We start from the raw sequence: 13,707 nt of genomic DNA, 5'->3' as shown, positions 1-13,707 counted from the left end.
ACTAGGGCCTGTAACTCTTAACTCATTCATTAACAGCGCTTCTATTAACAGCGGCGCCATCACTCGTTACTTTCTTTCTGTTGTTTCTTTCTGTTGTTTGGTTAACCAGCTCAACTGCTTGCTGACAAGTAGTTGATCGACATCGATGATCGTGAGTAAGCGAGTATCCAATTTTGCTAAGCCTTTAAGTAGCGGATTGGCTAGGTTCCCCGCCAAGTCAGGGATCGGCTCTAACTGGCTAACATCAATATCAATGACCTGTGTGACCAAGTCGACTTTATTACCAACGGTGTAGTGTTGTCCGTTATGCTCAAGCTCTGTCACAACAACACAAGTCTTTGGCCCAAGAGATAACATCTCTTTCCCTAAACACAGTGAAAGCTCAAAAATAGGCAACAGCTGCCCTCTCAGATTCATCGCGCCATTAATATAATCAGGAGACCCTGTTATCGGCTCTACTTCTGGGTATTCCATGATCTCTTTAATCTTTGAGATCGGATAAGCAAACAGACTTGAGCCTACTTTAAATTCAAGATACTTGTCGTAATGGTCAGTATTCGTCATTCCTGCTATCACATTCGACTCCTACTCATCGAAAGGAACATAACCGGACTCAGGTTTTGCACTTTTGTTACTTCTTGTACGCTCGCCCTGCTCATAACGACGATATGACGTATCGTGATTAGAGGTCAGTTTGAAAAAACCAACCGTTTTTCTAATCTCGCTGGTTTGCTCTTGCACCATAACAGCGGTCGACGCGAGCTCTTCTGAGGCTGATGCATTTTGCTGTGCTATTTCATCAAGCTGGGAAACGGTTCTATTGATTTCGGCAACGCTAGTGCTTTGCTCGGTTGATGCTGCGGTGATCTCTTGAACTAGATCTGCGGTTTTCTGAATATTCGGCACCATGCGATTCAGCATGTCCCCGGCATGTTGAGCCACCTTAACGCTGTTATCCGCTAATGAACTGATTTCTTGAGCCGCGACTTGACTTCGTTCCGCCAGTTTACGCACTTCATCCGCCACGACAGCAAAGCCTTTACCGTGCTCCCCTGCCCTTGCCGCCTCTATCGCAGCATTCAGTGCTAATAAGTTAGTTTTGTAGGCGATGTCTTCAATGATTCCTATTTTTTCTGCAATGGCTGTCATTGCATCCACCGTATCGTTTACCGCCTGCCCGCCTTCATTCGCTTCAGAGCTAGATTGAGTTGCAATGCCGTTTGTCACCTTTGAATTGTCGGTATTCATTGAAATGGATGAGCTCATTTGATCCAACGATGCACTCGTCTCTTCGACACTTGCTGCAAGCTGACTAGAGGTGGTACTGAGCATTTGAGAAGTGGTCGTGACTTCGTTGGTACTGTGGGCAATGGATTCAACCGATCGTTGAATGTCGAGTAAGATATTTTGCAGTTTATCTAGGAAACCATTGAAGTTTTGCGCCGTTTCTCCTACCTCATCGGAGCCAAAATCTGGGATTCGTCTCGTTAGATCCCCTTCACCTGAACGGAGGTCTTCTGCGGCTTCCGCCAATGCGCGAATGGGAACAACAATACCTCGAATCAAGAAAAGTACGATCACACACGCTAATACCACGGCCAAGCCTAATAGACTCCAGACTAACGAAATACTCTCTTCCGCGGCATCAACAAGGTTGCCTAACGACTCCACACTTTGCTTGTTAGCGTTGGCACTTATCTCATCAAGAATGGTTTCTAGCTTATGAAAAACTTCATGCTCTAGCCTATCTATTTGGGCAGCCGCTTCTAGCTTGTCTCTGGGACGGTAGGTATCAAAGATTTCTTTACCACCGTTATAGATCGCTAAATACATTCGCTCAACTTCGCTTAGACTTTGAATCTCGTTGGGTTTTCTTTCTAATGGTTTTATCTGAGATAAAAAGCCCGCAAACGTTCTAGCTTCTCTTTCAAAGGCAACAACTGCGCCAATTTCCCCACGCATGTAGTCGTTAAGGGCTGACATCATATCGCCCTGTTCGTCGATCAATTCTAGATAGTAACGAACACCTGGTAGGTCATCGTTCAATACCTCATCAAAATCCCCTTGCCCCGCATCGGCAACCTCTTCTTCTTTTAAGGCATCCAACAATCGCTCCAAAGGCTCTGAAAATTCCTTGATCAAATAATTGTATTGCTTCAAAGTTTGGGTTTCTAAGGTAGGGTCAAACTGTTGAAAAACCAGGGTTTCCATATCTTCATAATAGCGTTTGGACAAGTCATCTAACTGACGCATCATCACTCGGTCAATCGAGTCGAGCTGTTTGAGTTCTTCAAAAAAAGAAACGAACTCATTGTAGTTCGCAATGAAATCTTCTTTTTCTTCAGCCTCACCGGTAATGAACTCCAGCACATTGGAGTTCATATCACCCAATTCGTCTAACATACTGAGGGATAGGATGGCAGCTGGAATATCACTGTTCCCCACACTCACTGCGTACGACTCAATTGTTCGGTTTTTGCCCTGAACGGAAATAGCAATGATCAACAACAGTAAGCCCATGGTACACATGGCGATGATAATCTTGTTCCGTATCGATAGTTTTCCTATCATTTTCCTCTCCTTGGCTTTGTTGTCACTGCAAACGCAATTGCGGAATTTGTCACTACTCAGATTTCTGACTAAACAATTTCCCAGCTAAACAATTTCCCAGTTAAACATTTTCCCAGCTAAACAAAGCGCTCTGAAACATCAATTTCACTGCGACTCAATGTAATTTGAATCAATGCAAATATATCTAGAATGATGGCAACTTCTCCGCTTCCTAAGATGGTGGCGCCACTTACCCCTCTTAAGCCATCAAATATTGGCCCTAACGGCTTAACAACCGTTTGGTATTCACCGCTGAGCGTATCAACGACTAAGCCCGCTCTAAATGACCCAAACTGCACAACCACCAACGCTTCCTGATCAAATGCGCTCTGTGACGGCACACCAAACCACTCACTCAGTCTCATGAACGGTAAGGTTTCATCTCTTAAATCGACAAACTGTTTATTGCGGATGAAGGTTTCTGTTGTTACTTCTCTGAGCTCTAAACATTCGACCACGTTGTCTAGCGGAATAACGTAGTTTCCACCCGCCACTTGAAACATAAAACCATCGATAATTGAGAGCGTTAGAGGCAAGCGAATGATGAAGCGTGACCCAACCCCAGCTTTTGTATCTAGCTCAATAGTACCTCGGAGAAGCTCTATGTTTCGCTTGACCACATCCATTCCAACGCCACGTCCAGATAAGTCACTCACTGTCTCTTTAGTTGAAAAACCGGGTTCGAAGATCAATCGCTGTATATCGACAGACGGTGTGTCACTTGCAGAATCAATCAACCCTTTTGCTTTGGCTGTGGAGAGAATATGGCTCTCATCCAACCCTCGTCCGTCGTCTGATACCTCAATAACAATCGAGCCCGAATCATGGTAGGCATTTAGTCGGATCATCCCCTTCGGAGATTTTCCCGCGGCTAGTCGCTCCTCTTTGCTCTCAATGCCATGATCCATGGCGTTTCTCATGAGGTGCGTCAGCGGGTCACTGAGTTTTTCGACAAAGGTTTTATCCAATTCTGTGTCTGCGCCAGTGATAACCAGATCCACGTCTTTATCCAGCTCCGACGCAATGTCTCGAACCACTCGTTTATATTTCTTAAAGGTATCGCCTATCTGAACCATGCGAAGTTGCAAGGAGCTGTCTCGAATACTCTCGACGAGACGCTCAAGTTGCGCCATGGCTTCGATTAATGTTTCATCACCCGTTTCATGCGCTAGAAGGTTGGTTCTTGCTCCCGTTATGACCATTTCTCCAACTAAGTCGATGAGTTGGTCAAGCTTCTCAGCCTCAACTCGTAAGGTTTTCGCTATCGCAACAGGAGGCGTTTGTTTGTTTATAGCGGCGTTAATCACATCAGGTGAGATGCGTTGATTTTCCTCAAGGACACTGCCTAATAAGGGCGCGGGAGGCTGTGATGTGCCAAGATTTTTTTGCATATTAAGCCCAAGTTCGAGTTCGCTCTGACTCAACGCGCCAACCTGCACTAAGATTTCACCCAGCCTCTGCTTCGATGCAGGAAGGTGATGAATAAGGTCAATATAATGGGATACCTGACTGTCGGGAGGAACAATAACCAGGTGGGCATCATTAAGAATGAATTCGAAAGCATCGAGAATCGCCTGTCGATTGACGGCAGCTTGGAGTCGAACTTCAAAGCCCAAGTAACATTTTTCTGGGTCAAAGGTATCGATACTATTAATGTCATCATCAATGATATGTACCGACTGTATCTCACCAAGTGTCGCTAAAAATCGAACAAACGAGAGCGGATCGAACCCATCTTGATAGACATCCGGGTCAGGATGAAAAGAGATATGCCATATTCCAAGTGATAATGGCGAAGAGTCTGTTTTCTGAACTTGCTCTCTGTGTTTCTTATCATCAAAATCGACGGCCAGATCAGGCAAGTATTTGAGTATTTGATCAGACAGAGCGGAGGTTTTTGACTCTATTTCTTTAGGCGTTGAATGAGAAGAATTCTGAGGATCAATATTGTCCACATGAAGCTGCAGTACATCGGTTGCATCGATCAACAAAGTGACGATAGTGCTATCAACTTCGATGTCTAATTCTCTAAGACGTTCCAGCAGGGATTCGAGTAAATGACTAAAATCAACTAAGTCATCCAAACCAAACAGACCAGCACTGCCTTTAATCGTATGAACGGCCCGAAACACTTCATGAAGCCAATCGATCTGGCCATAATTTGCCGTGCTCTCATTATCAATCAGTAACTGCTCTGTCTCACTTAAAAGCTCATCTGCTTCCAGAATAAAGGTAGTCAATGCTTGGTTTACGTCACTACTCATGACGTTTCACCCAAAGGTTCGATGTCACCACTGTATAAATCGTTCTCCAGATGAAGCATCTGGATATAATCGCTCACGCTAGGACTGAGAGAGGAGAAAGGCGGAAATTTGTGATAGTGCTTTGAAAACTTAGAAAACCAAAGAAGTAACTGGAAACCGGCTGTATCAAGTTCTTCCACTTCAGAAGCATCAAGTTGAACCAAATGGTCAGATTCTATGATCGCAATTAACTCTCTATGAACGTCTCCGACTTCATAGATGGTTAATTCCTGTGGGAGCAAATACACTTTTGCGCTCATAAGCCCACTACCTTGATAACAACTTTGATACAGCTTGTAGCATTTGATCAGGTTTAAATGGCTTGACCATCCAGGCCTTAGCGCCCGCTTTACGACTCTCTTCTTTTAAGTACTCCTGATTCTCTGTTGTCAACATGATAATCGGAGTGAATCGATATTTATCGAGTGTTTTCACCTGCTTTACAAAATCAATACCATTCATGTTAGGCATATTGACATCGCTGATGATTAGGTGAATCTTCGAGCCATTGAGTTTAGATAGGCCATCAACGCCATCTTTGGCTTCGATCACATCATACCCTTCTCCCGTTAAGGCGATATTCACGACTTGACGCAGTGATTCTGAATCATCCACAATTAATATCGTCTTCTTCATCAAATGTTTACTCCCACTAAAAAAAGGTTATGCCGTTACCTTGTGTATTCGTCGAGCTCTTTTCTGATACTGCGTGTTCGGTGCGACTCTTAATCTTTAGCAATTCACTCAGTAACCATTCTTCATCCCAAGCCGTGCCTTCTTGTTCAAATGATCTCAACTGCGAATTGATCAGTGTTAAACCTTCTATGACGCCTGCTTGTCGCTGGAGATTCCTATCACCGTGCTGCAATAACTCCATCAATTCTTTATAGGCCGCTTTCATTTTTTGCTCGAGTTGTTCCACTTCCTTTCCATTTTCTGAAAGTCCGATTGAGTTTCGCTGCTTGACTAGCTGACTCAAGCTGACGAAAAGGGAGGTAATTTGATTAATGGATTGATGCGAGTCGCTGTAAGACGTATCGAGTTGTTGAGTCAATTCAGGGATGAGCGTTGTCTGTAAAGAATTTAACGGTGAATACGTAAGATCTGAGCTTGATTCCGATTCACTGCTTCTCAGCTGCCATGAAAAAATAGCAACAATTATGGCGGCAGCAAATAGGCTCTTCCACCCAATACCGAATAGTACTAATAATACGATTAGTACTGCGATACCTATCTTTGGTGTACTGCCAACCCTGCCCACTGCATCACTCCTTTTATCTACAATCTAGTAAATAGCCTAGTTCATATTGAAAGAAATGCTAAAATTCATACCCCTAGGGACAAAAAAGGCCAGGTCACTCTTCGTGATCTGGCCTCAAAACTGACAAATTAAAGGTTGTTTATAGGGTGACAGTTCCCTTACTGCGAATGTTGCTGTTCAAACTCTTTCATCAATTTCACAAGCGCTTGCACACCTTCTATTGGCATCGCATTGTAAATGGAAGCACGCATACCCCCGACAGCTCTATGACCTTTCAGTGCGGCTAATCCACGGTTTTCCGCCTGTTTAAGAAACTCACCATCAAGCTCAGGGTTACTTAACTGGAACGGCACGTTCATTAAAGAACGATTCTCTGAACATACCCCATTGTGATAAAAGTCAGACTGGTCGATAAAGTCATACAGTAACGCCGCTTTTTCTCTGTTCACTTTTTCGATCGCTTTTACCCCACCCTGAGCTTTAAGCCATTTAAAAACTTGCCCCGATAAATACCAAGCGTAAGTAGGTGGCGTGTTGTACATAGATTCTTTTTCAGCCAGTACTTTGTAATTAAGCACACTGGGTACTAGCTTAGATGCCAGATCCAGTAAATCATCACGTACGATGACAATACAAATACCCGCTGGCCCAATGTTCTTTTGCGCTCCTGCGTAAATCACTCCGTATTTCGATACGTCAATCTCTCTCGACAGAATGGTCGACGACATATCAGCAACAATAGGAAGGTCTGTGTTCGGTAAATCGTTTATCTCGATTCCATCAATGGTTTCATTTGGGCAGAAGTGTACAAACGCTGATTGCTCATCAATTTCCCATTCTTTTGCAGGCTTGACCGCTACTTTTCCATCAACCGTCGTTTTTGCATTAAATACGACCGTCTCACAATAACGATCAGCTTCATTGATCGCACTCTCGGCCCAATAGCCGGCATCGATGTATGTCGCTTTGGTTTTATCACCCAGTAGATTCATTGGGATGGCCGTGAATTGAGCTCTCGCACCACCGTGACAAAACAATACTTTGTAGTTGTCTGGCACACCTAATAAATCGCGTAAATCCTGCTCTGCTTCATCAGCAACCTGAATGAACTCTTTACTGCGATGGCTGATTTCCATGACAGATGTGCCCAAATTGTTCCAGTTGATAAATTCGGCTTGCGCTACTTCCATGACGGCTTTAGGCAGACCGGCTGGGCCAGCACTAAAGTTAAATACGTTATCTGACGTGCACTGCATGCGATTCCTTGCTCCCAAAAATGACTATTTCTAAATATCTATCGAGATTAATAGCACGTTTTATTGCGGATAAAAAGCAACAAAAGAGCTCTTAGGAGCTCTTTTGTTTGTCGAACGACGATTTGTTACAACTTCACCAAGTCAACATACTACTGCTGCATCAACATTGGCAGTAAAAGAGCCATGAGTGGAATTTCCTGACCACTTTCAAATACTACATTCGCATTTTGCAGTTCGGCCTTAATCTGGTAACCCTGTTCAGTTTGTTCTACCATTTCCATAACTATCGCTTCATCAATTCCTTGCTTTATGAAAGGAAAATCCGTCACCAACTGGTTTGAGAAATACGTACTTAATTCACCTTTTAGCGCAGGGAGTATTTTACTTGGATCCTGTGAAATGCTGTCCGTCCCTTCCGGTACGCTAAGTTTCCATTTTGACTCAAACTCACCTTGTCCAACCTTTAATGACATGGAGTTCATAGCCAAATAAAAGCCTTTTGAAAATAACGCTTCGACATGAGGAATCGCTTCCGCTATTTCATTTTCTGTCATCATTGGGTTGCTTTGGTACATCGACATCAGGTTTTCAAAAGCTAAGCTATCAATGTCACCCATTGAAAAATCCAGTTGAAACTCTTCAATAGAACCATCAGGAGTCAGCATTGAGCCCATATCCATTTTATGATTGCTATTAAGACGGTTTTCTTCTGCATTCAGTTCAGAGCTAAATTGATATTGCCCATGCTCAATTTCAACCGTGGGCTGTTGGTTCGAAAACTCTGAGATAGAGAAACGCTCCATTGCGATGGATTGATTGCCCAGCCAAAAACCTTTTGCCTGTTTACCTTCACCCTTTCCATTAATGCCCGATAAAGTCAGCTTTTCGCCTGTCGCGAAATCTAATTCAATGGATGGGATGTCGAGTTGATAAGTCAATTGGCCAAGAACCGTCACGCTCCCCTCAAGGCTGGCAGGCGATACAGAGATCGCCATCTCTTCGCCATTTTTGGTTTGGTAGTACCAACTGGCTAAATTCATAGAGAAATCAGTATTGCCATTTAGTTGAGTCACGCTATCAACCGTTAATGGAAAGTCTTGGCCTTCAAGTGAAGAGTGAGCCGTTAAGCTCAGCAAACCGTGTTTCACCGCACTAACAACGACAAATTCGGTTGGTAAATCGTCGGCTTTAAACTGCGCGATCATTGTAGGGTCCAGAAGCTCATAACGTGTTTTCACATTTGAGCTCAAATAGCCTCGGTCATACTCCTTTATCTCAGAACTAATGAGTTCGCTACTAATATGTGCAACACCATCGGTAATCACACTCTGGCCTATTTGACCAACGGCTAACGGCCAGCAAAGTACCATCAACACTGAACCGCCAATCGCGCCTATCATTTTTAGTTGCTTCATAATCTAGGGTCTACCCACCTGTTTTTGTACCAATTCTACTGAGAAAAGATTGAGTTAAATCAGAGTATTGCTTTTATTTCTAAGAAGAGCAAATTTCTGAAACCTAGCTCTCAATACACTTTATCTAATATTGATAGAGTTTTCTAAGATCCGTTTGTCTGTGAGAATTTAGTGAACTCGTTTTCTGTCTTGTATCTCGATAACAACCCTATCAGCGTCGAACAGTTACGCGCTGAACTTAGACCATTCGCCGAGCAATTTGATGTTCACTCTGCTGAAAGTATCGAAGACGCAAACTCGACACTTGAATATTGTCAACAGCAAGGCCAAGGAGTCGCTTTGGTCATAGCCAACCATCATTCACATTTTAATGGTGTGGAGTTTCTTATTCAGTTGGATAAATCGACTCACACCAAACGTGCTCGAAAAATCCTTCTAAGCAGCGGACAAAACATACAAGCCATCCTCTCGGCAGTAAATGAGGGACGTTTGGATCACTGCCTTACCAAACCACTGCAGGATAAATTAGTCTACAAGACCGTAAAAAAAGAACTGACCACCTTCGTTATCGAACAGGATAAAGAGAACCTTCTTTCCTATAGCCAAATTTTAGATCAACAGCAGCTTCTGCGAGCCCACATTGATGCTCAAATGAAACGTTATCAAGAAGGGTTTATCCTAGAGCATCATCGACTCTCCGATATAGAGTTGGCTCAGCAGGTCATCGACTCCCTCAATCAGTTTTTTGCAAATGAAGACGAGACACATGCGTGCAGGGAGTACTCTGCCGACCACCTTCTAACAAAAGAAGGGGAAGATAATCAGTTCTTATGGTTCATTACTGAAGGAAAAGTCGCGCTGTATAAGAAAGACGAACTGGGACAGCAGCGAGAAGTCGTGAGGCACGAAAAAGGTAACATTGTTGGCGGGATGTCTTTTGTCACCGGAGAGCCTTCATTTTCTACGGCATTAACTCTCACCAAAACAAAAGTCATTAAAATTAATAGGGATATTTTCACAAAGGTCATGCACTCCAATACTCACCTTCTCCCTCTATTTACTAATTTGCTATTGCGCCACTTTAATCGACGCTTGCAACGCAGCATCAATACGAAACTTCAGTTACAGAAAACACTAGAATCCTTAGAAACCGCGCACCAACAACTTATCGAGCGCGAAAAGATGGCGATGCTGGGTCAACTAGTCGCTGGCGTCGCGCACGAACTGAACAACCCCATCGCAGCAATATTGAGGGGGACAGAAACGTTAACCAATAAGATGGGGCAACTCATTGAAAATCGTGCCGATCGTTCAACTGATGGAAAAGGGGTGCAGATACTAAACCGTGCACTCGTTTCATACCCAACCTCAACAGCGGAAGAAAGAGAAAGATCAAAACGTGTTGAGAGTGAGATTAAGCATCGATTGTTGGCAAAGAAATTGGTAAAGCTTAACCTTGAAGATGATGACGAACTGAAAAACATCGCCAAGCACAACAGTGAAAAAGCACTCGATATTGTCAACGATCTCGAAGCTTATCACCTCACTGGAAGTACATTGCGTTCTATTAATGTTTGCGCTCAACGCATAGCAGATATGGTAAAAAGTTTAAAAGGATACGCTAGAGCTGATGATGAAGTCTTCCACTTGGTAGATATTCGTGAAGGTATTGAAGATACGTTAGTGATCTTTGAAAATAAGCTCAAACGACACACCGTGACTAAACACTATGATGACTTGCCTAGTCTGCAATGCCTCCCGATCGCACTGCAACAAGTATGGACTAATCTAATCGCAAATGCCATTGACGCCTTCCCAGAACATGGACAACTAACAATCCGCACTAGCACAAAATCGGTTAACAACACTGACTGGGTTTATGTGTCGTTTGAAGATAATGGATGTGGTATATCCCCTGCCCTTCAAGAGCAAATTTTCACCTTAAACTTCACCACAAAAAAAGAAGGTAATTTTGGTCTTGGAATCGGGTTATCCGTATGTCAACAGATAGTTAACCAACACAAGGGAAAGATCGAGGTTGAATCTCAGCCCGGAAAATATACCAAGATGACCGTATGGCTTCCTCTTCACACAACTGAATTAAGCAACAAGGAGTACATATGAACAAATATATGATCTTATGCGTAGATGACGAACGAGACGTGCTTGATAGCGTTATTCAAGATTTAGATTGTTTTGAAGAGCATTTCATTGTGGAGGCAGCAGAATCAGTCAATGAGGCTAAAAGTATCCTCTCTGAAGCCAGTGCAGCAAACATAAAACTCGCGCTTATTTTGTGTGACCACATAATGCCCGAGCAAACTGGGATAAGCTTTCTCATTGACCTTCAGCAAGAAGACACGACGAAAAACAGTAGAAAGTTACTTCTAACTGGACAAGCAGGCCTTGACGACACCGTCGATGCCATTAACCATTCGAGCTTAGACTACTTCATTGCCAAACCATGGAAAGGCGAGGCATTAAGACAAGTTATCACAAAGCAACTCACGGAATACATGATCGAAAATGAAGCCGATCTCATGCCTTGGGCTTCGATTCTCGATACTGAAAAGATCTTTGATGCGATTGCCAAAAATAGAATTAGCTTTGGAGAATAGGATTTTTAGCTCTTAGCATTCAAAAATAAACACTAAAATTACGCATTATTTGCAAATACGGTAAAAGAATGACATTTTTTATGGTGTCACCGTACACGGATGCATTATCATGTCGTGATAAATCAGAGTCATAGCAGTCCCGCTGCTTAGGACAACGGAAATAACTAGGAATAGGTCCATCGTAACTATGCGTAAAACAATTATTGCTACAGCTTTATTGCTCGCGTCTGGTCAAGCATTTGCAGAAACAGACCCAAATAGCCCATCTGTCATGAGTAACTTCAGTTACGATTATTTTGAAGCTCGTATTGGTGCTAGCCCAGTGACTTTTGGTGGTGCTATCAGCAAAACAATTCACCCTAATGCTCATGCCGTAGCACGTATCGACTCTGAATTTGAAGGTGATTACGATGCAGCAGCTGGTTTTGGTTTTCATGCTCCAATGAATAACTGGGCTGATTTTACTGGTGAAATGCTCTTTCGCATTCAAGATCAAGGCAGCACTGAAACCGGCATTGAAATCAATTTAGGTATTCGCCAGTGGTTAGGCCCTCAATTAGAAGTGGGTGCTAAAGGTGGATATGTTTCCATTGATAAGAAAGATGACTGGCTAGGCTCTGCACATGTTCGCTTCCACTCTACAGAGCTTTTCTCTGTCGGCGCTGAACTGCGTATTAATGATGCGTACGGTGACCAAGCAATGATGACGGCACGATTCAAGTTCTAAAAGGCATTGATCTATTTTATCATTAGAGCGATAACAGAATAACAGCCGTCGCTGAATACAAAAAACCGCTCATAATAGAGCGGTTTTTTAATATTTGCTTTCATTTTACTAGTGACAACTTTCTAATAGCTGACGTTTGCGAGGCTCTTGAATGAGTTTCCAATGAATGCCTTCCACGGCTCCTGCAAATTTCCACAAAAGCTTCACATCAACATCGGTCCCATAAGCATTACGTACTTTAGAATAAACCGCTGAAGCGCCTAATTGCATAAACGTTTCAACATCATCAATGCCAGCCTTCTTCACCATACGCTCTAAAGTCAGTTGCATGTTTGGTAGGTCTCTCAAGCGACGGCTAGCAGAAGATTTCTGAAACTGACGCTGATCAACAGACAACTTAATTGATGTTTTTACAATATCTTGCAGTGACTCATGCTGCCCTACAAATATATCCGTTATATCGTAGTAATTTACTGTCGCGGTTGTTTGCTTCTTCACATGACGGTATTTCTCACAACCTAGTTCATTAAGCCTTGAATCAAGTTGTTCACCACCACGGATAAATACTTTGTCGCCACTTAACAAGGCAAACATCGCTTCTTTCTTAAATAACCCTATACCACCAAACATTGAACGCTTTTGAAAATCTCCAAAAGCTCGGACGTACTCCATAAACTGTTGCTCTGTCATATCCATTGATCCTTCTAATCATGTTTTACCCCGATTATTTGTGATCACCAGATAGCAGCTTTTATAGCGAATAATTTAAAACTCCGAGACTGATATTATATTTTATATTGAGTTCGTCTCAGTTAGTAAGGAAATGATAGTTAACGATGAAAAATAAGTCTGTTCAAATGTCACATCAATGAGAGTCAAAATTGAATTATATGAGACCGAAATCACAAACATACATTATGAGTACCGATGAAGCATCTAACAAAAATATCAATAATGGTATAGGAATCGACTCGCTATGTAAGTTGTTGCTAACCTAGACGTCAATTAGTTACACTGTAGGTGTATTCCTTTGGTGACCTGCTATGAATCATTTATCTCTCTATTGGCTCCCTGATAATAAAGAGGCACTCCTCGAAAGTATTGAGAGCGAGTTTTCTGAGCTTATTGCCCACTCAGTAAGCACAGGAAAAATTACTCTGCCTCCAATTTCAGAGGTCGTACTACGCATTCAAAAACTCTGTACACAAGAAAGTACAGAGATTTTCGACATCGCAGACTGTCTACTCGAAGACCCAGGACTTGCCGCAATTGTCATTCGTGTTGCCAACTCTGTTATTTTTAACAGACGCAACATTACTTGCACCGATTTATTCACTGCCGTTTCTCGATTGGGGATATTACGTGTTCGTGACATAGTCACCGCTCAGGCTATAGAGCAACTTAAACACACGGTAAGTTTGAATAAAGCATGTAGCCGCATTTTGGTAAAAAGCGCAGCAACATCGAGAGAACTAGCTGCAACCATGGTAATGGTCGCGAGAGCGTTCAAAGAAGAA

At 42.8% G+C, this 13,707-nt stretch carries 13 protein-coding genes; 4 read left to right on the top strand and 9 right to left on the bottom strand.

What is annotated here, in order from left to right:
• Positions 1–66 precede the first annotated feature (66 nt).
• From BCU12_RS00260 to BCU12_RS00225, 8 genes are all read right to left on the bottom strand, one after another.
• Positions 67–576: a chemotaxis protein CheW gene (locus tag BCU12_RS00260; RefSeq protein ID WP_241909704.1), complete on the bottom strand. Its 510-nt coding sequence runs from the start codon at positions 574–576 to the stop codon at positions 67–69.
• Between the two features lie 9 nt (positions 577–585).
• Positions 586–2,571, bottom strand: a complete 1,986-nt coding sequence (locus BCU12_RS00255; RefSeq protein ID WP_241909703.1) for a methyl-accepting chemotaxis protein — start codon at positions 2,569–2,571, stop codon at positions 586–588.
• Between the two features lie 116 nt (positions 2,572–2,687).
• Positions 2,688–4,874, bottom strand: a complete 2,187-nt coding sequence (locus BCU12_RS00250; protein ID WP_102402412.1) for a chemotaxis protein CheA — start codon at positions 4,872–4,874, stop codon at positions 2,688–2,690.
• Positions 4,871–5,173, bottom strand: coding sequence for an STAS domain-containing protein (locus tag BCU12_RS00245; protein WP_102402411.1), 303 nt, complete (start codon positions 5,171–5,173; stop codon positions 4,871–4,873). Before BCU12_RS00245 ends, BCU12_RS00250 begins: the two co-directional genes overlap by 4 nt.
• A gap of 7 nt (positions 5,174–5,180) precedes the next feature.
• Positions 5,181–5,549, bottom strand: a complete 369-nt coding sequence (locus tag BCU12_RS00240; protein WP_102402410.1) for a response regulator — start codon at positions 5,547–5,549, stop codon at positions 5,181–5,183.
• A gap of 16 nt (positions 5,550–5,565) precedes the next feature.
• Positions 5,566–6,174 carry a hypothetical protein gene (locus BCU12_RS00235; protein ID WP_102402409.1) on the bottom strand — a complete coding sequence of 203 codons (609 nt, stop codon included), beginning with the start codon at positions 6,172–6,174 and terminating at the stop codon, positions 5,566–5,568.
• 158 nt (positions 6,175–6,332) lie between these two features.
• Positions 6,333–7,430 carry a 3-phosphoserine/phosphohydroxythreonine transaminase gene (gene serC, locus BCU12_RS00230; RefSeq protein WP_102402408.1) on the bottom strand — a complete coding sequence of 366 codons (1,098 nt, stop codon included), beginning with the start codon at positions 7,428–7,430 and terminating at the stop codon, positions 6,333–6,335.
• Positions 7,431–7,579: 149 nt separating this feature from the next.
• Positions 7,580–8,845 (bottom strand): DUF945 family protein, encoded by a 1,266-nt coding sequence (locus tag BCU12_RS00225; protein ID WP_102402407.1) that lies wholly within the window; start codon positions 8,843–8,845, stop codon positions 7,580–7,582.
• 171 nt (positions 8,846–9,016) lie between these two features.
• Between BCU12_RS00225 and BCU12_RS00220 the strand changes: the two genes are divergently transcribed.
• The 3 genes from BCU12_RS00220 to BCU12_RS00210 all read left to right on the top strand — a co-directional run bounded on the left by BCU12_RS00220 (position 9,017) and on the right by BCU12_RS00210 (position 12,190).
• Positions 9,017–10,969, top strand: a complete 1,953-nt coding sequence (locus tag BCU12_RS00220) for an ATP-binding protein (protein ID WP_102402406.1) — start codon at positions 9,017–9,019, stop codon at positions 10,967–10,969.
• Complete coding sequence (locus BCU12_RS00215) at positions 10,966–11,463, top strand: response regulator (protein ID WP_102402405.1); 498 nt, start codon at positions 10,966–10,968, stop codon at positions 11,461–11,463. The genes BCU12_RS00220 and BCU12_RS00215 overlap by 4 nt, the downstream gene beginning before the upstream one ends.
• Before the next feature lie 187 nt (positions 11,464–11,650).
• Positions 11,651–12,190, top strand: coding sequence for a hypothetical protein (locus BCU12_RS00210; protein ID WP_102402404.1), 540 nt, complete (start codon positions 11,651–11,653; stop codon positions 12,188–12,190).
• Positions 12,191–12,298: 108 nt separating this feature from the next.
• Here BCU12_RS00210 and BCU12_RS00205 read toward each other — a convergent pair whose 3' ends face one another.
• On the bottom strand, positions 12,299–12,886 hold the full coding sequence (locus BCU12_RS00205) for a TfoX/Sxy family DNA transformation protein (RefSeq protein ID WP_102402403.1): 588 nt from the start codon (positions 12,884–12,886) through the stop codon (positions 12,299–12,301).
• Between the two features lie 347 nt (positions 12,887–13,233).
• On the opposite strand from BCU12_RS00205, the gene BCU12_RS00200 reads away from it, so the two are divergent.
• Positions 13,234–13,707, top strand: a 474-nt coding sequence (locus BCU12_RS00200; RefSeq protein ID WP_133153786.1) for an HDOD domain-containing protein, incomplete at its 3' end; no start/stop codon positions are given.

It is taken from the genome of Vibrio sp. 10N.261.55.A7 (assembly GCF_002877365.1).
Lineage (GTDB): Bacteria > Pseudomonadota > Gammaproteobacteria > Enterobacterales > Vibrionaceae > Vibrio.
The sequence above is the reverse complement of the archived record's forward strand: the minus strand, read 5'-3'. Positions and strand labels throughout refer to the sequence as shown.

What these genes read in the sequence shown, in the direction of transcription:
- BCU12_RS00255 (WP_241909703.1), bottom strand. Translation starts at nt 2,571, where the DNA reads ATGATAGGAAAACTATCGATACGGAACAAGATTATCATCGCCATGTGT.
- BCU12_RS00250 (WP_102402412.1), bottom strand. Translation starts at nt 4,874, where the DNA reads ATGAGTAGTGACGTAAACCAAGCATTGACTACCTTTATTCTGGAAGCA.
- BCU12_RS00245 (WP_102402411.1), bottom strand. Translation starts at nt 5,173, where the DNA reads ATGAGCGCAAAAGTGTATTTGCTCCCACAGGAATTAACCATCTATGAA.
- BCU12_RS00240 (WP_102402410.1), bottom strand. Translation starts at nt 5,549, where the DNA reads ATGAAGAAGACGATATTAATTGTGGATGATTCAGAATCACTGCGTCAA.
- serC (WP_102402408.1), bottom strand. Translation starts at nt 7,430, where the DNA reads ATGCAGTGCACGTCAGATAACGTATTTAACTTTAGTGCTGGCCCAGCC.
- BCU12_RS00225 (WP_102402407.1), bottom strand. Translation starts at nt 8,845, where the DNA reads ATGAAGCAACTAAAAATGATAGGCGCGATTGGCGGTTCAGTGTTGATG.
- BCU12_RS00215 (WP_102402405.1), top strand. Translation starts at nt 10,966, where the DNA reads ATGAACAAATATATGATCTTATGCGTAGATGACGAACGAGACGTGCTT.
- BCU12_RS00210 (WP_102402404.1), top strand. Translation starts at nt 11,651, where the DNA reads ATGCGTAAAACAATTATTGCTACAGCTTTATTGCTCGCGTCTGGTCAA.
- BCU12_RS00205 (WP_102402403.1), bottom strand. Translation starts at nt 12,886, where the DNA reads ATGGATATGACAGAGCAACAGTTTATGGAGTACGTCCGAGCTTTTGGA.